General features: G+C 66.0%; 14 protein-coding genes and 1 pseudogene. 3 read left to right on the top strand and 12 right to left on the bottom strand.

Translation table 11 applies throughout. The features are described 5' to 3' along the window. The 11 genes and pseudogenes from xrtA to VIR62_RS03745 form a co-directional block, all read right to left on the bottom strand. The gene (gene xrtA / locus VIR62_RS03795; protein ID WP_431868813.1) at positions 1–1548 is read right to left on the bottom strand and encodes an exosortase A; all 1548 of its coding nucleotides are present in this window, start codon (positions 1546–1548) and stop codon (positions 1–3) included. Then, positions 1545–2764: pseudogene (locus VIR62_RS03790) on the bottom strand (TIGR03087 family PEP-CTERM/XrtA system glycosyltransferase). Before VIR62_RS03790 ends, xrtA begins: the two are co-directional and overlap by 4 nt. Beyond that, a complete protein-coding gene (locus VIR62_RS03785) occupies positions 2764–3825 on the bottom strand; it encodes a FemAB family XrtA/PEP-CTERM system-associated protein (protein WP_431868812.1) in 1062 nt (353 codons plus the stop codon). The pseudogene VIR62_RS03790 and the gene VIR62_RS03785 overlap by 1 nt, the downstream one beginning before the upstream one ends. After that, the gene (locus tag VIR62_RS03780) at positions 3822–4667 is read right to left on the bottom strand and encodes an XrtA system polysaccharide deacetylase (protein ID WP_431868837.1); all 846 of its coding nucleotides are present in this window, start codon (positions 4665–4667) and stop codon (positions 3822–3824) included. Before VIR62_RS03780 ends, VIR62_RS03785 begins: the two co-directional genes overlap by 4 nt. Before the next feature lie 7 nt (positions 4668–4674). Then, entirely contained in the window at positions 4675–5727 is a 1053-nt protein-coding gene (locus tag VIR62_RS03775; RefSeq protein WP_431868811.1) for an XrtA/PEP-CTERM system-associated ATPase, read from the bottom strand. An 11-nt stretch (positions 5728–5738) separates the two neighbouring features. After that, positions 5739–7385, bottom strand: coding sequence for a hypothetical protein (locus VIR62_RS03770; protein WP_431868810.1), 1647 nt, complete (start codon positions 7383–7385; stop codon positions 5739–5741). Beyond that, a complete protein-coding gene (locus VIR62_RS03765) occupies positions 7382–8338 on the bottom strand; it encodes an AAA family ATPase (protein WP_431868808.1) in 957 nt (318 codons plus the stop codon). The genes VIR62_RS03770 and VIR62_RS03765 overlap by 4 nt, the downstream gene beginning before the upstream one ends. Before the next feature lie 9 nt (positions 8339–8347). Further along, positions 8348–9895 carry an XrtA system polysaccharide chain length determinant gene (locus VIR62_RS03760; RefSeq protein ID WP_431868807.1) on the bottom strand — a complete coding sequence of 516 codons (1548 nt, stop codon included), beginning with the start codon at positions 9893–9895 and terminating at the stop codon, positions 8348–8350. Between the two features lie 38 nt (positions 9896–9933). Then, on the bottom strand, positions 9934–10581 hold the full coding sequence (locus VIR62_RS03755; protein ID WP_431868806.1) for an XrtA/PEP-CTERM system exopolysaccharide export protein: 648 nt from the start codon (positions 10579–10581) through the stop codon (positions 9934–9936). A gap of 163 nt (positions 10582–10744) precedes the next feature. After that, the gene (locus VIR62_RS03750) at positions 10745–11980 is read right to left on the bottom strand and encodes a pyridoxal-dependent decarboxylase, exosortase A system-associated (protein WP_431868804.1); all 1236 of its coding nucleotides are present in this window, start codon (positions 11978–11980) and stop codon (positions 10745–10747) included. Next, entirely contained in the window at positions 11977–13500 is a 1524-nt protein-coding gene (locus VIR62_RS03745) for an acyl-CoA ligase (AMP-forming), exosortase A system-associated (RefSeq protein ID WP_431868802.1), read from the bottom strand. The genes VIR62_RS03750 and VIR62_RS03745 overlap by 4 nt, the downstream gene beginning before the upstream one ends. Positions 13501–13599: 99 nt before the next feature. On the opposite strand from VIR62_RS03745, the gene VIR62_RS03740 reads away from it, so the two are divergent. Further along, positions 13600–13899: an acyl carrier protein gene (locus VIR62_RS03740; protein ID WP_431868801.1), complete on the top strand. Its 300-nt coding sequence runs from the start codon at positions 13600–13602 to the stop codon at positions 13897–13899. On the opposite strand, the gene trxB is transcribed toward VIR62_RS03740, so the two are convergent. Continuing rightward, entirely contained in the window at positions 13896–14876 is a 981-nt protein-coding gene (gene trxB / locus VIR62_RS03735) for a thioredoxin-disulfide reductase (protein WP_431868799.1), read from the bottom strand. The genes VIR62_RS03740 and trxB overlap by 4 nt on opposite strands. A gap of 149 nt (positions 14877–15025) precedes the next feature. On the opposite strand from trxB, the gene hppD reads away from it, so the two are divergent. Beyond that, positions 15026–16096, top strand: coding sequence for a 4-hydroxyphenylpyruvate dioxygenase (hppD, locus tag VIR62_RS03730; protein WP_431868797.1), 1071 nt, complete (start codon positions 15026–15028; stop codon positions 16094–16096). Between the two features lie 132 nt (positions 16097–16228). Continuing rightward, positions 16229–17095, top strand: coding sequence for a J domain-containing protein (locus tag VIR62_RS03725; protein ID WP_431868796.1), 867 nt, complete (start codon positions 16229–16231; stop codon positions 17093–17095). Positions 17096–17129: the final 34 nt, after the last annotated feature.

Here is a 17129-nt window from a genome sequence, read left to right as displayed (position 1 = left end):
CTAGAGCCCCGCCGCGCGGTCGGCGAGCGGCGCGATCGGGCCGAGATCGGCGAGGAAGGCGTCGATGGTCGGGCGCGGATCGGCGCCTTCCGCCGGCGCCTCGGCGGAGACGAGCACCGACACCGCCTGCCGAGGGCCGCCCAGCAGGCGCATCTTCATCGTCTCCAGCTTCACCCGTCGTTCGCTCCCCGTCAGAATCCAGCCAATCCGATAGAAGCTCGCAACTTCGCGGACAGTCCCATGCGAGGCGATCCGGTCCGCGCGTCCGCTCGGCGGAGGCGCCGCTTCGGCCGTCCAGGCCCAACTGCTGTCGGGACCTATAGCGCCTTGGCCGTAGCCGACAATCTCCCGCCCCTCTTCCTGCCGCGAGAAAATGGCGACGATGAGATCGACCTCCCGTCGGTTCGCATCGCGATAGCGGCCGACATGGACTCGATCGGCGCCCTCGAAGTGCGGCTGCCACGTCCGGCCACTCTCTCGCGACATTCGTTCCCAGCCGGGGACCTGTGGGAGCGCGAAGGCAGCGGGTAATTGGCGCTCGCTGGCTGACGCGTTGCCGGTCGACCAGATCAAAGGGGTGGCCGCCAGAGCTAGCGCGATGCCTGGAATCGCAAGAAGGGCGGACCTCGAACCGGCTTTCGTGCCCGGCGCCTGAAGTCTTTCCGGATCGAACCAAGGGTCGCCGATTTTACGATCGAAGAATCGCCAGCCGGCGCCCATCAGCAGGGCGATGATGAAGGCGAAGAAGAACCAGCCGTAGATGACATGATCGAAGCTCGCCGCGAAATCGATGTCGGTGAGGTGGGCGATGTAGATGGTACCGAAGGCACGGATGCCGTTGGCGACAATTGGAATGACGATCGCCGCGAGCATGAACAGCGCGCGGCGCTTGCCCGAGGAGAAGCAGACATTGGCTACCAACGCGCCAAAGGCGGTCATCGCGATTAGGAACTCAACGCCCGAACAGGCCTCCGCCACCTCGAAATAACCGGTGGGCGTGGTGATGAAGATGCCCTCGATATGCGCAGGGATGTCGACGAGGCCGAGCAGGACCATAGACATTTCGGCGGTGAGCGTCTGCATCGCCGGCATCAGCTCGTCGCCGATCGGGATCATGAAGAGCGTATAGAAGATCGGAAAGGCGAGCCCGCGGCATACCGCCTTGCCGAGGCAGGCTATGACGGCGCCCTGCAGCATCAGGATGAGCCCCGCCTGGCGGGCGATCGCGACGAAGCCCGCTTCTCCCAGCAACCAGAGGAAGGCGCCCGCGCCGACAAGCACCAGGCCCGGCGTCCAGGCGCGAGGCGTGAGCCGCCTCAGCTCCGGCCAACGCTGCCAGACCAGCCAACCGATTATCGGCAGGATCAGCGCGCAATGATTGTAGGTCGAGCGGGAAAGCCAGACCTCCACCAGGCCCATGACGTCCCGGTGGAGCAGCAGCAGGATCGCGGCGGAGACAAGGCCGAGCGCGCCGAGGTGCCAACGCCAGCCGTGATCCCCAGCCTCGCCGCGCGAAGCCGCTTTCCGGATAGGGAGGATCGCGGTCATGCGGCCGCCCACCTGCGTGCTGCGGATACCAAGTCAGTCAGAGGTGCGAGCTGCGCTTCCCAGTGATAGGCCTTCATCATCCGGGCGCGCGCCGCGCGGCCAATCTCTTGCGCGATTGCGGGATCGAGAAGGGTCAGCACGGCCTCCGCCTGGGCGACCGCTCCGTCGGCGACGATGAGGTCGCGGCCGGGCTTGGCCTCAATGCCCTCGAAGGCGGCTGGCGAGGCGACGACCGGGCAGGCCAGCGCCATCGCTTCGAGCACCTTGTTCTGGACGCCGCGGGCTATACGAAGCGGCGCCACGACCACATCGGCGGCAGCGAGCCAGCTGCGGATATCGGCCACGGCCCCGGTCACGATGACATTACCCCCCTGCCCCAGACGCTTCACCTCATCCGCCGGGTTGCGGCCGACGATGGCGAAATGCGTATCGGGCCGGGCCTTGCGGATCAGCGGAAATACGTCCCGCGCGAAGGCGGTGACCGCCTCGACATTGGGAGGGTAGTCCATCTGCCCGGTGAAGGCGATCAGCGGGCCGGCCAAGGGCTCCAGCCTCGGGAAGTCGGCGGACGGATCGTAGAAAGCGAGGTCGACGCCGTTCTGGATGGCGCGAATGTCGGCGCCGGGAGCATCGCCTTGCTTCTAAACAGCGCGGCCTCGACCTCGCTCACGAACAGGCTCGAATCGGCGCGGGCGGCCGTCACGCGTTCGAAGGCGAACAGCCTTTCCGCTTCGGGCCGATAGAGCCAGGCCAGGGCTCCGCCCTTATCCGCATAGGCGGCGAACTTGGCGCTATCCATGTCGACGAAGTCCATGATGAAACGCTGCCGCGCTCCTTCGGGTACGAACTGCGCCATCTGGCCCGAGAAGGCGAAGATCGTGCCGATACGGCCGCCACCGAGGAGGCCGTTCACGAACGTGCGCACGGAAAAGCTGTCGAACATCGCAAGCGAGATGGAGCCCCCTCCCGCTACCGCACGGGCTGCCGCCTTCAGGCGGCCGGTGCGTCTCACTTCGACATGCGCCTCGCCGAGGCTTCCGCCCATCGCCTCCCTCAGGGCCGGGAGATGCGCCGCATCCCCCTCGTCATCGGCGAAACAGGCGAGGTGCACGCGCGCGAGCCCCCCCAGATGCTTCAGCATGTGCCAGGAGCGGATCTTGTCGCCCCGGTCCGGCGGATAGGGAATGCGATGGGCGAGGAAGAGAATCTCGTCCATCAGCCGAGCCCTCGCGCGATGGGCGGGCCGAGGCGGTTGGCAAGCCAGAGCGGCAGCTTCTTCCAGGCCGCGACCTGAAGGCGATATTTGGGATCGAGCGGATTGATCTCACGCGGCGGCGCCCCGTCGGCCGTGCGGGTCGCGTAAACCAGCGGCCGGGGCTCGAAACCCCAATTCTTCTTGAAGGCGAAGGCGCCGGTGCCGAGCTTGGAGCGGCCGAAATCGAAGCGCGTGCACCCGCGCCGCGCGGCGTGGCGCATCAGCTCGTAATACATGAGCTCGTTGGCGCGCGATGCTCGGGCCTCGCCCGTTCCGCCGCCCCAATAGGGATAGACGGTTCCCTTGGAAAATAGGCTGAGGACGCTGGACAGCGGCCGGCCGTCCCTGCTGATGGTGAGAATATCGGCGTCGTCGCCGAAAGCCTCCAGCATCGCCTCGAACAAGGCGCGAGGGAAGACCGGCGTGCCGAGGTTATGGACGCTTTCGGAATAGACGCGATAATGGTCGCGAGTCTCCCGCCCGACCGAGACGTCCAGCTCGAAGCCAAGAGCCCGGCGAACTTCGGCCCGCTGCTTGCGCGGGATGGAAAGGAGGATTTCCTCGTCGTCCTGAGCCAGGTCGCGTGAGAAACTGGCGTAAACGCCTTCCCGTCGACTCCAACCCGCAGGCAGGTATCCGCCGCGCAATTCGACAGTCGGGCATTGGAGACGCCGCGCTTGCGTCCGGGCCCCCTCGGCGAGCGCTTCGCCCGAAGCGTCGTCGAGCGCTAGAATCCCGCCACCGACGCCGAAGCCGGTCGAGACCAGCGCCGTTCCGAACAAAGCGGATCGCACCTCCGTCAGGGGCAACAGGCCGGAGAGAATGCCCGACCGATCCTCGACCAACAGATAATGGCTCCGCTGGCCGCAGCCTCGCTCGACGGCAAGGCTCCATTGGGGACGATGAAACGGCTCCGCCTCGGCGTGCCCATCGATGAAGGACTCTATCCGCTTCCGCTCCCCTTGATCGCGCAGATCAGCGGTGCGGACGGCGGGCCCGGCAACAGGAGAAACTACATTCATGGCAGCCGCGACCGCTCGCGTGCGACGACTTCATCCGTGCGACCCCACTGATGAGCGTCAAGGAGTTTCAGGAGCTTACCCTCCATAGCGGATAATCTGGTGTAATGGCGAAGGCGCGAACGCACGGGTGCGTTTCGGACACGCGGCTGGCCCGGATCCATATCCCAGGGATGGAAGTAGAAGATCGCTGGCCGGCCCTCATGTCCATTGACGCGCCGAACCGCCCAGTTCGAGAGGCCATAAGGCAAAAGACGGAAGAAGCCCCCACCGCCCGCCGCCATGCGGTAGCCCGCCAGCTCTACGGTGGTCACGGGCAGCTCGATCAGATCGGCATCGGGCAGCGGCCGGTGCGCGAAACGCGGCGCTTCTGGCCAGCCATAATGATCGTGCCGGATTGGAGCGACGCTCGAGGAATAGGCATAACCCTCCTCCGCCAGCACTGAGTGTGCCCAGGGCGTCCGCGCGTCGATCGAGAAGCTCGGAGCGCGATAACCCGTCGGCGACTGACCGCAGGCATCCTCGATGACGATGCGGGCGCGTTCCAGGTCGGCACGAAATGTGGCGGCATTCAGAGTGAAGACGCGCTTATGGTCCCAGCCGTGGCTCGCCACTTCATGACCGGCTTCGGCAATGCGGCGGATGAGAGCGGGATAGCGCTGGGCGACCCAGCCAAGCGTGAAGAATGTCGCCTTGACGTCAGCCTTTTCGAACAGCGCCAGCACGGCGTCGCTGTTGCGTTCGACGCGGTGGGGCAGGCTGTCCCAGTCGTCGCGCGCGATCACCGTTTCGAAGGCGCCGACCTGGAACCAGTCCTCGACGTCGACCGAAAGCGCATTCAGCATGGCGGCCTCAGGCCGCGCGGTGACGATAGTCCGGCGGTCCTTGGCCATTCTCGACCCAATCGACGAGCAAGGTGAGGACACGGCGGATGGCGTTTTCCTGCTCCTCCAGCCGTGCCTCGAGATCGGCGACGCGGCGCTCCAGCGCGAGATCGTGCGCGGGCTGGGCGGGCTGCGGCGCGGGCTCGGGTGACGAGTCGGCCGAGGCGCGCAGTGGCAAGACCGGCTCCTCGCGCCGGACAGGCCGCGGGCTGTCGGAGGCCATGTCGGCGACAACCGTCTCGACGGCCTCCGCGCCGATCGTCTCCAGCTGTTCCATCGCGGCGAAGAGCAGCAGCCGGCTGGCGAGCTGGTTCACGCGGCGCGGAATGCCGCCGGTGTGTCGATAGAGGGCGTCGAAGGCGCTCACGTCGAAGCGCGGGCGGCCTTGCCAACCGACGATGCGGAGGCGGTGGAGGATGTAGGCCTCGATCTCGCCCGCCTCCATGGGGTCCAGGTGATGGGTGGCGATGACGCGCTGGCGAAGCTGCTCCAGCCGCTCCGAATGGGCGAGCTCGTCGCGGAATTCGGGCTGACCCAGCAGGAAGATCTGGAGAAGCGCCCGCCCGCCCGCCTGATAATTGGAGAGCATGCGCAGCTCTTCGAGTGCGGAGTGGGGCAGGTTCTGGGCCTCGTCGACGATCAGCAGCGTGCGCTTGCCGCAGCGCGCTTCCTCGGCGAGCCGCTCCTCGACGAGGTCGAGCAGGCGGGCCTTTGGCACGCCGTCGGTGGCGATGCCGAGCTTCTGCGCGGCGAGGCGGAGCATGTCGTCGCCTTCGACCTGGGTCGAGACGATGCTGAGCGCGTTGAGGCGGGCACGGTCGATCGTCGCCTGGAGATGGGCGACGAGGGTCGACTTGCCGGCGCCGACATCGCCGGTGATGACGATGAAGCCCTCGCCCTGCGCCAGGCCGTAGCCGAGATAGGCCATCGCCTTCTTGTGGGTGCGGCTGTCGAAGTAGAAGCGCGCATCGGGCGTCAGCTGGAAGGGCTGGTCGGTGAAGCCATAATGGTCGGTATACATCGGCCGCTCCGCTAGAAAGTGTATCTGAGGCCGATCAGGCCGGAGGCGACCGTGCTGTAGTCGCCGTCGAAATCGCCGCTGTCGCTGGTGAAGAGACCTACTGCGGCATAGCCCTGGAGATGGTCGATCCAGAGCGTGCGGTAGTAGCTGCCGCTGATCCCGGCGCCGAAGCTTGCGTCGACGCCCGGAGCATCGCTGTCGAACCAAGCCGTATAGGCGTTCACATTGATGCTCGACGTGCGGCTGAGCGCGCGGCTCATATAGCCGTTGACGGTGAAGCTGTGGTCCTTGCGGCGGTCCAAGGTGAAGCCGTCGATTGTCAGGTCCGGATCGAGATAGCGGCGCTGGGCATAGCCGGCCCCCAGCCCCATGCTCCACGGCCCGCGGCCGCCAGAGAAGAGGATGTTGGCGCCGCGGATGCGAAAATTGGAGCTGTCGATCGACTGGAAGGCATCGTCGAAGCAAACGCCCGAGCCGCCCTCCTCGCCGAAGACGCAGCCGCCGACGCCGCCGATGCCAGGATTGAACGGGTTAGGATTGACGTTAAATTCATCCGGCAAGCCATTGAGATTAGTCATGGTAAGCTGGCCAAAGGTCGACACGCTGTCGTAGACGTTGGCATAGATGCCATAGGCGTTGTTGAGCTCGTGCCGGAAGGAGCCAATGACGGTCGTTCCGCCATAGCGGTGTCCGACCCGCGCCTGAAGTTCGGTGCGGCGGCTCGGCCGCCAGATGACGCCGGCGTCGTAAATCAGCCCGTCTTCGTCGTAGGTGAGCAGGCGCGGCCTAGTGGGATCGGGCACCAGCTCGCCACCGGGCGAGATTATGGGTACGCCGTTCGGATCGCGGAGGATATCCTGCTGACTTGCCTTGATATCTTCATAGCCGACCCCCGCGGTCAGGGCGAGGGTATCGGAGACCGGGACGACGATGTCGCCCCGCACGAAGGCACCGTCGAACTCCCGGTCGAGGCGGTCGACGTCCTCGTGGACATAGCCGGCACCGATCGTCCAGCCGAACGGCAATCGACCGGGGCCCATGCCGACGCTGGCGTTGGCATTGTGGACGACCGAGCTGTCATAGGAGTCGAAGGCCGGCTGGCCGGGCACGCCGGCCAGGCTGTGGTCGTCGACATGGACATAGCCGAGACGGTAGCTGGCGCCGACGTCGAGGTCTCCCATCCGCGTGGAAACGGTCGGGCCGACATAGGCGCTGTAGACTTCGGCGACATTGGGATTGTCGACGGTGTTGAAGCCGAAGATCGCCCCGCGCGGGTCGACGCGAGAACGCGCCGCGAGCGCGCCGGCGTCGAAGCTCAAGAGGTTCGGCACGACTTCGAGCCGCGCCTGGGCCACACCGGTGTGGATGTCGTCATCGGAGAGATCGTCGTCCCACGCGAAGCGGTGCTCGTAGCGATAGCTGATCTGGGCCTTGAACCGCCTGGTGCTGACGCGGCCGTCGATGCCGGCCACGGCCGCCGTGTAGGTCAGCACATCGCTGTCGTTGAGATCGGCGCTGAGGACCTGCTGGACCTCCAGATAGGGCGCAATGTCGGTGCGAGCCGAGGCCGGCGACGGCGCAAGGATCAGGGCGGCCGCAAGACAGGCTAGGCCAGCCACTAAGCGGGCCAGCCGCGTGAGGGGAGCGGCCGCCGTCATTCGCCCAGTCCGTAATAAGTGCCGAAGCGGCGTCCGGTCGCCGCGAAACCGGCGGCGTTCAGCATGAGGCCGAGGTGATCGCACCCCGAGAGCAGGCCCACCGCTTCCCTCAAATCGGCTTCGGTAGTGACATCGGCGCGCACCACCATCATCACCTGCCCGACATGGGTCGCGAGCACCGCCGCGGGCGAGGCCGCGAGCGCGGGCGGCGAATCGAACAGGACGATGCGCCGGGGATGGCGAAGGGTGAGGTCGGCGAGCACCTCGCGGGTCCGCTCCGAGGCGAGGAGCTCGGTGACGTTATGGGCGTGCGTGCCGGCCGGGAGGACGGACAGGCCCTCGATATCGGTGCGGATCACGAAAGCGTCGACGTCCGCGCCGGGATCGGCGATGGCGTCGATCAGCCCGGGGCCGGTCTCCAGCCCCAAGGTCGTCAGGACTTCGGGGTTGTTGACGTCGCCGTCGACGAGGAGGACGTCGAGATCCTTCTCGGTCGCGAGCGACAGGGCGAGATTGACCGCCGAGAACGTCTTGCCCTCGTCCGGCTGGCTCGAGCAGATGAGGATCGTCCGGCGCTTGTCCTGGGCGATATGGTCGCCGCTGACGCCCAGCAGCAGCTGGCGCTTGATGATGCGGAACTCTTCGGCAAGGCCGGTCACCGGCGCTCCGGGCAGGATATAGCCCGCCTCCCGCAGCGCTTCCCGATCGACCTCACCGAACCGCCCCCCAGGCGCCGGACGCTTTGTCGCGGCGGGCTTCGAGGCAGGCGCCGCCGACGTCTTCTCCATCGTCGGTTGCGTTACTCCGGCAGCTGGCTCGTCGGCAGATGCCGGCGCGAGCGGCGCGGGCGGTACGGCCGCCGGAGCTATGCGGAGGCCCGAGCCGAAATCATAAATCTCCGCCGCTCGTTCGAGCAGCGATCCGCCGGATTTGAGGGCATTGTTATGTGTCATGTCCGCCCCTCAAGCCACCGTGCTGCGCTGCCAGAATTCGACGAGCATCAGCAGTGCGTAACTCGCCGCGAGTGCGCCGCCGGCGCCCACGAACCATTTGAGGCGTTGCCTGTGCCCCGCCAGCGCTTCGGCGGTGAATATTTCCCGCACCGAACCGAGGACCGGGAGGCCCGTGGCCTGCTCCAGGCGGTTCTGCGTCGGGAAGGTCGTCTGCAGCTGCGCCTTGGCGAACGCGGTGCCGATGCCACCCGCGATCGCCACGAGTAGGATCATGGACAGCAGCAGCGGCCGGTTCGGCGCGGCGGGAACCGCCGGCCTCGACGGTGGGTCGATGATGCGAAAATCGATCGCGTCGGTCTTGGTCTGGACGTCGCTCCTGAGGCTCACCTGCTCGCGCTTGCCGAGTAGTTCCTCATACTGGCGCCTCAGCACCTCATAGTCGCGGTCGAGCCGCGCCTGCTCGGCGGCGGCATCGGGCTGCGACGTCTGCAGGGACGAAATCTGCGCCAGGCCGCTTTCGAGCTGGGCCTTGCGCGCCGAGGCGGCGGCGACCCGCGCCTCCTTCTCGGCCGCCATCGACCCCATCGATACATAAGCGGGATTGGGCGTGCTGCCGGCGCCGGACCCGCCGACTCCGTCGCTTGCCGCCTGCTGTTGCAGCCGGGCGATCTGGGAGCGGACCGAGAGAACGTCGGGATGGCTGTCGGTCCAGCCCTTGGCCTTGAACTGGGTGAGCTGTCCTTCCAGAGCCGCGATCTGTGCACCGGCATAGCCGGGACCGCCGGCGGACGCGTAGCCGGGCATGGCGATGGTCGGCGGCGTTCCCGCCATCTGGCTCCGGATCGCGTTCAGCGCGTTGCGTTCGGCGACCAGTTGCTGTTCAATCCCGGCGAGCTCGACCCGCGCCGCCGAAACGCGCTCGGCGATCGACCCCTGGCCGGGGAGCGCGGCGAGGAACCGGGCTTCGAACTCCATGCGCCGCTGTTCCGCCTGCTGAAGCTCGCTCTGGCGCTGGCGGAGCTCCTCGTCGAGGAAGGCCAGGGTCTCGCCCGTTTCGGCGCGGTTGCCGGAAAGATTCTCCTCGACGAACAGGTCGAGCAGGTTCTGCACGATCGCGGCGGCTGTCCTGGCGTTCTCGGCGTTCGAGAAGCCGGCAATCCCCGAGGTGGCACTGATTTCGAACAGATTGTCCTGCTGGGCGACGATGTCGATATTTTCGCGCAAGGCCTCGACCTGAGCGGCGAGGTCGCGGTCGGAGGCCACCAGCTGATTGAGGTCGGTGCGGCGGACCACCTTCTCCAGATTCTCGGTCGAGGTCAGCGTCTGCTTGACGCGAAGCAGGTCGCGCTGCCGCTCGGCCGCGGTGATGCCGATCTGCTCGGGCAGGATCGACTGCATCTGGGCGAAGACCCGCGCTCTCGACTGGTAGATGTTGGGAATGAGCGCGATGACGAGCCAACCGGCCAGGCACAGTCCCCACGCGACGGCCAGCGCCAGCCACCGGCGTCTCCAGACCGAGTGCAGCGCTATCCGAAACTGTTCGTAGAGTCCGTCCATCGACGCCGTTGTCCTTGGGCTAAGCGCGGGTCTGATCGTCAGAACATGCTTTCGGGGATGATGATGACGTCGCCCGGCTCGAGGCGGACATTGGCGCGCGTGTCGCCCCGCTTCAGCAGGCTGGCGATCTCGAGGTCATATTCCTTCTGACGTCCGGTCGACGGATCCTGGCGGACCAGGCGCGCCTTGTCTCCGGCGGCATATTCAGAGAGGCCGCCGACCGCGATCATGGCGTCGAGCAAGGTCATGTTGGCGCGATAGGGGATGGAGGCGGGCTTCTCAGTCGCCCCGACGATGCGGATCTGCTGGCCGAACGTGCCCTGGAAGTTGTCGACCATGACCGACACCAGCGGGTCCTCGATATACTCGACCAGCGCCGCCTTGATGTCGTCCGCGAGTTCGGCCGGCGTCTTGCCGACCGCCTGCATGTCGGTGATCAGCGGCGTCGTGATGCGGCCGTCGGGGCGCACCTGCACCTTGGCGCCAAGCTCTGGATTGCGCCACACGAAGATGGTCAGCGTATCGAGGGCGCCGATAATGTATTTGTCGGTGACCGCGGCGTCGTTGCCGACGAACGTCGCCGGCGGCAGCGTGTTGCCGCTCGATCCCCCCGTCGCGCAGCCGCCGAGCGCGAGCGCACAGGCGCCGATGGCGAGGGCGAGTTTGGACTGGGCGAGTGCGCGCATGGCTTGATCCTCTTGGCAATCGTTTCCCTCCGCGCCTTCCCGGCGGACCGGGCAGACTGGGCGCAGCTTTGGGTCTGCTATGCCTTCAAGAGGTAAAATTACGGTTAGGAACAAGTGGGCCGGGAGGGCCCGTCCCGCTTTGGGACCGGCGAAAGCGCGCGGGTTAATCCCCTCCGCCGACAGCCATTTCGAGCGCCGGAGGCTGGCCGAGAAAGGCCTGTGGGCTGGCCGAAAGACCATAGGCGCCGGCCATGAAGACCGCGACGATGTCGCCGACCTCCGCGCGCGGCGCCATGACGTCATCGGCAAGGCGGTCGAGCGGCGTGCAGAGGCACCCGACGATGCTCGCTTCCTCAGTCGCGGACTCGTCCATGCGGTTGGCGATGGCGACAGGATAGTTGCGGCGCACGACCTGGCCGAAATTGCCGGAGGCGGCGAGCTGATGATGCATGCCGCCGTCGGTGACGAGGAAGGTCTTGCCGTGACTGACCTTCCGGTCGACGACACGCGTCAGGTAGACTCCCGCCTCCCCCACCAGCCAACGTCCAAGCTCGATGGCGAAGGCCGAGCCGGCGAGCGAAGGCGGAACAGGCTCCAGCGCCTCGTCCAGCGCGCGCCCGATCGCCTCCACGTCCAGCGGCTGTTCGCCGGCGAAATAGGGAATGCCGAAGCCGCCGCCGAGGTTGACCAGCGGCGGCACCTCGCCGACGGCTCCCGCCAGCCCGTCAGCCAAAGCGAGCGTCGCGCGCTGGGCCTCGATCAACGCGTCGGCGCTGAGTGCCTGGGAGCCGACGAAGATATGGAAGCCGCGCCATTCCGCGCCGCCATCGAGGATCGCCCGGACCAACGCCGGCACTCGCTCGGCATCGACGCCGAAGGGCTTGGCGCCGCCGCCCATGCGCATGCCCGAGCCCTTGATTTCGAACTCAGGGTTCACGCGAACGGCCAGGCGGGGCCGGAGGCCGAGGCGATCGGCGATCCGCAAGGCCCGATCCACTTCGCCTTCCGACTCGGCGTTGAGGGTGATCCCGGCGCGAATGGCCGTTTCCAGCTCCAAATCCCGCTTGCCTGGCCCCGCGAAGGAGAGGTGCCGGGCGTTCGCGCCCGCCCCCAGTGCCATGCGAAGCTCACCCGCCGAGGCGACGTCGAGGCCGTTAACAGTTTTAAAAATGAACTTCAGGAGTGGGATATAGGGATTTGCTTTTATGGCATAATGAAGCTGGACGCTGGGAAAGGCGCCCCGGAAACGGGCAATCCGCCGGGCGACAATGCCGAAGTCATAGACGAAGAGCGGGGTGCCGCCGGCTTCGGCAATCAGATCGTCGACGGACCGCCCACCGATCAGGAGTGACGCCCCCTCCGCCCGGAAGTCGGCCGGGATCGCGCCCATCGGTTTCATGCCATCAACTCCTGCTTCAGCGCATCGCGGTCGAGTTTCCCGTTCGGGCTTTTCGGCATGTCGGCGCGCCAGAGAACATGAGTCGGCTGCATGAAATTAGGCAGCTCGCGCTTCAGATAGTTGCGCAGGTCCGCCTCTACTTCCCGGCCCTTGGGCGGCGCGGGACGGACGACGAGGGCGATGGCCTGGCCAAGCCGGTCGTCGGGCACGCCCATCGCCACCGCCTCGGCCACCAGGCCGCTGGCGATGGCCGCTTCCTCGACTTCGGTGGGGCTGACGCGATTGCCCGACGTCTTGATCATCGCATCCTCGCGGGAGACGAAATAGAGCAGGCCCTGCTCGTCGCGCTTCACGGTATCGCCGGACCAGACGGCGGTGCCGCCATAGCGCGACGCCGGCGGCGCCGGCCGAAAGCGCTCGGCCGTGCGTTCGGGATCGTTCCAGTAACCCTTGGCGACCAGCGGCCCGGCATGGACCAATTCCCCCCCTTCCTCCGCGGCCGTTTCGGTTCCGTCAGGGCGCAGCACCATCAACTCGGCGAAGGGAACCGCCGTGCCGATCGAATCCGGATGCGCGTCCACTAGGGCCGGATCGAGGTAGGTCGAGCGGAAGGCCTCGGTGAGGCCGTACATGGGGAAAATCTCCGCCGCCGGAAACATCTCGCGCATGCGGCGGAGCACGGACATGGGAAGGCGCCCGCCCGAATTGGTGAGCCGCCTCAGCGAAAGCGCGGCCTGTGGCGGCCAGACGGCCTCTACCAGTTGCACCCAGAGCGGGGGCACGCCCGCAAGCGTGGTGACGTCATGACGTTCGACCGCGCGGATTACATCGCGTGCAGACAGATATTCGAGGGGAATGACCTCCCCCCCGGCCGCCCAGGTGGAAAGCAGCTGGTTCTGACCATAGTCGAAGCTCAGTGGCAGCACGGCGAGCGTCCGGTCGTCGGGACCGAGCGCCAGATAATAAGCGACGCTGATCGCACCGAGCCAGAGGTTGGCGTGGCTCAGCACCACGCCCTTGGGCCGGCCCGTTGATCCGGAGGTATAGAGCAGCGCCGCGACGTCATCCGGGTTGGCGTCGGAGGGCGGAAGCCGATCCTTCCCCCCCAGCATTGCCGCCCCCTCCTCTTCCTCCGCGGCCGAGCAATCCGCCGGCAGATCGCCCTCGGCCAGGGTCGCGAGCCGCGCTGCGCCGCTGATCAGGAGCGAGGCGCCGCTGTCGAAAAGGATATGCGCGACCTGCGCATGCTTGAGCAGCGGATTGATCGGCACGTGGATGACGCCCGCCCGGGCGCAGGCAAGCGGCAGGATGCTGGTCATGCGCGTCTTGGGGAGCCAGCTAGCTACCCGATCGCCCGGCTTTAACGCTTTCGCCCTCAGCGCCCCGGCGACCGCGCCGACCGCTGTCTCCAATCCGGCATAATCGAGGGGACCTTCACGGGTGAGCAGCGCCTGGGCATTGGAAACGCCCCGCAGCGTCAGATGGTCCAGCGGCCGGGGGTTGGGGTCAGGGCCTTCCACGCTTTACTCCTTCGTGGCGCGGCATAGCGTCTCGCCGGTCCGGGCGGAACCGCCTTCGACGCTTGTCCGTCGGCCCCGAAACGTCTAGGCGGCGGCGCGATGACGGGGGCGAACAAGGAAATGCCGGTGGCGCTGGACGATGCGGGCGATATCGACATGACGCTGCGGGCGGTGCTCGTCGACGTCCTTGGCCTCGACGCCACGCGGGTCGCCGGTTTCACCGAAGTGACGCCGCTATTCGGCGCCCTCCCCGAATTCGACTCCATGGCCGTCGCGGGCCTGCTGACGGAGCTGGAAGAGCGGCTCGGCATCCTCATAGAGGATCATGAAGTCGACGCCGATATGCTTGAAACCTATGGTTCTTTGCTGACCTTCGCTCGAGTCAAAGGGCTGCGTTAGGCGTTCACTGCCTTCGCCTGGTTCGCGGCTTCGAAATCCGCTTCGGCCAGATATTTCTCCGCGTCGAGCGCGGCCATGCAGCCGGTCCCGGCGGCGGTGACGGCCTGGCGGTAGATCTTGTCCATCACGTCGCCGCTGGCGAAGACGCCGGGCACGCTGGTGCGCGTGCCGCCGGTCTCGACCTCGATATAGCCGTCGCGGTCGAGCTTGAGATGACCCTTGAACAGGTCGGTCGCGGGCGAATGGCCGATGGCGACGAAGCCGCCCTCGACATCGAGGCGGGAGATCTCGCCGGTGCGGGTGTCGCGAAGATCGAGGGCGACCAGCCCCTCGGGTTCGCCACCGCCGACGAATTCGGCCACTTCCTTGTTCCACAGCACCTTGATGTTGGGATGCGCGAACAGCCGCTCCTGAAGGATCTTCTCGGCGCGCAGGCTGTCGCGGCGGTGGATCAGGGTGACGTCATGGCTGTGATTGGTCATGTAGATGGCCTCTTCGACCGCTGTGTTGCCGCCACCGATCACCGCCACCTTCTTGCCGCGATAGAAGAAGCCGTCGCAGGTCGCGCAGGCGGAGACGCCCTTGCCCTGTAGCCGCTCCTCGCTGGGAATGCCGAGCCACCTCGCTTGCGCTCCCGTGGCGATCACCACCGTATCGCCCGAATAGACGGTGCCGCCGTCGCCGATCAGACGGAACGGGGCCTGGGAGAAGTCCACTTGCGCGATTGTGTCCCACATCATCTGTGCGCCCACGTGCTCGGCCTGCTTCTGCATCTGCTCCATCAGCCAGGGGCCCTGGATGACGTCCGCGAAGCCCGGATAATTCTCGACGTCGGTCGTGATTGTGAGCTGCCCCCCGGGCTGAATGCCCTGCACCACGATCGGGGCGAGGCCGGCGCGGGCGCCATAGATGGCGGCGGAGAGGCCGGCGGGGCCGGAACCGAGGATGAGCATGCGGGTGGAGTGGGTCGCGGCCATGCGAGTCTTTCGAGAAAGGATGAAGTGGTTAGGCCCCGGAGATAGGGGCTCTGATAGCCCCAGCGCAACCTCCCGCTCCATTTGCGGCGGGCCGACCGCGCTGGTAGAGAGGCGGCACAGTTTCATCCCCAATATGAAGGTTCGTTCCCATGACCGCGCACGACAACCCGCTTGGCCTCGACGGCTTTGAATTCGTGGAATTCACCGGCCCCGACCCCGAGGCGCTGGCCGGTCTCTTCACCGCGCTGGGCTTCACCCACATGGGCAACCACAAGACGAAGAATGTCCGCCACTATGCCCAGGGCGACATCAACTTTATCCTGAACATGGAGCCGAGCGGCCAGGCCTCCGACTTCCGCGGCGCTCACGGTCCCTCCGCCAACGCCATGGCGTTCCGCGTGAAGGACGCGAGGAGAGCCCTTGAAATGGCTGTCGAGCGCGGCGCCACGCCGGTCGCGACGCCGCGCGGGCCCGACGAACTCGATATCCCCGCCATCGAAGGCATCGGCGGTTCGCTCCTTTATTTGGTCGACCGCTATGGCGCCGAGCAGATCTACGACGTCGACTTCGAGCCGGTCGAGGGCGCCGTCCGCGACCACAACGCCGCCGGCCTTCACACGCTCGACCACCTCACCCACAATGTGAACCGCGGCCGGATGGATCACTGGGCGCAATTCTACGAGCGCATCTTCAACTTCCGCCAGATCCGCTATTTCGACATCGAAGGGAAGCAGACCGCGCTTCTTTCACGCGCAATGACAGCTCCGGACGACAAGATACGGATTCCGCTGAACGAATCCCAGGACGAGCATAGCCAGATCGAGGAGTTCCTGCGCGAATATAAAGGCGAGGGCATCCAGCATATCGCGCTCGCCACCGACGATATCTTCGCCACCGTCGACCAGCTTCGCGCCAACGGCATCAGGTTCCAGGACAGCCCGGACACCTATTTCGACATGATCGACGAGCGCCTGCCCGGCCACGGCCACAACGTCGCCGAGATGAGGAAGCGCAAGATCCTGATCGACGGCTCGCCCGAGACCGGCGAAGGCCTGCTGCTCCAGATATTCACCGAGAACATGATCGGCCCGATCTTCTTCGAGATCATCCAGAGGAAGGGCAATCAGGGCTTCGGCGAGGGCAATTTCAAGGCCTTGTTCGAATCGATCGAGCTCGACCAGATCCGCCGCGGCGTCCTCCCGGCGAAGGCGGAGGCATGAGGGGCAAGTCTGATAAAAGGATCGGGCCACCCGTACGCGCTCTCTTTCAAGCTGCCTCTCGAATTTCTGGCGCGGAGTTGCATGAAGATGCGCGCCATGCGTAGTTAAAGCGGCGCCAGTCAGAGAGCCAGTATGAGTCTCGACCCTTATTCCGCGTTGGGCATCGAGCCCAATGCCCCACTGGGCGACATCAGACGCGCTTATCGACGACAGGCCAAAAAACTTCATCCCGACGCGAACCCATCGAGCGACTCTACTCGCGAGTTCCAGCGCCTCAACGAAGCCTACCGGGTTCTCCGGAATCCTCATCTACGGCTCGCCTATGATGCCTCGAAGGTCGGGGTTATGCAGACCTTCACGACATTTCCGGAGTTTGGATCCCGACCAAATGCCAGCCCGCTGCGCTGCCAGTTCTGTCGCAAGCCGACCGTTCGACCGCGCTTCACCATCTACTGGAGCGTTGTCTCGAATCTGGTCTACGCCAGCCGACACCCGAAATCGGGCATGTTTTGCACGCCATGCGCAAGACAAGCCTCGCTGCGGGCAACGCTGATTTCCGCCTGTTTCGGATGGTGGAGCTTGCCGGGCCTGATCCTGACGCCGATGGCGATCGTCCGAAATGCGCGGGGCGGCGTGCGTCCGCCAGGCGGCGACACCCTGCTGCTCTGGAACAGCGCGCTTCGATTCTACACGAGGGGCGATGCCAGGATCGCCAAGGGTCTTGCGAAAGAGTTGGCGGCGAGCCCTACTCCCGATTCGATTTTCGGCAAGAACATGCTCAAATATCTAAATTATCTCCGGCCGCAGGAGCGAGGCGCCGTTGAGGATGGTTGGCGCGCGCAGCGTTCCGATCGATGGAAGCATCTTCTGCTGGCGCTCGCCGTGCCAGGGGCTGTCGCGTTTGCCGTCGCCGAGACTCGGGTCGGAGAAACAGCTCTTCCCATCCTGCAGACAGCGAGCGCGCTCGCCTATCAAATCGCCGCTAGCGCGTGGAACTGAGTTAGGTGCCGGTCATTGCGAGCGGAGGACGAGC

This window comes from Allosphingosinicella sp. (assembly GCF_036570505.1).
Taxonomy (GTDB): domain Bacteria; phylum Pseudomonadota; class Alphaproteobacteria; order Sphingomonadales; family Sphingomonadaceae; genus Allosphingosinicella.
Note: the sequence above shows the minus strand (reverse complement) of the source record. Positions and strands in the feature narration are given on the sequence as shown.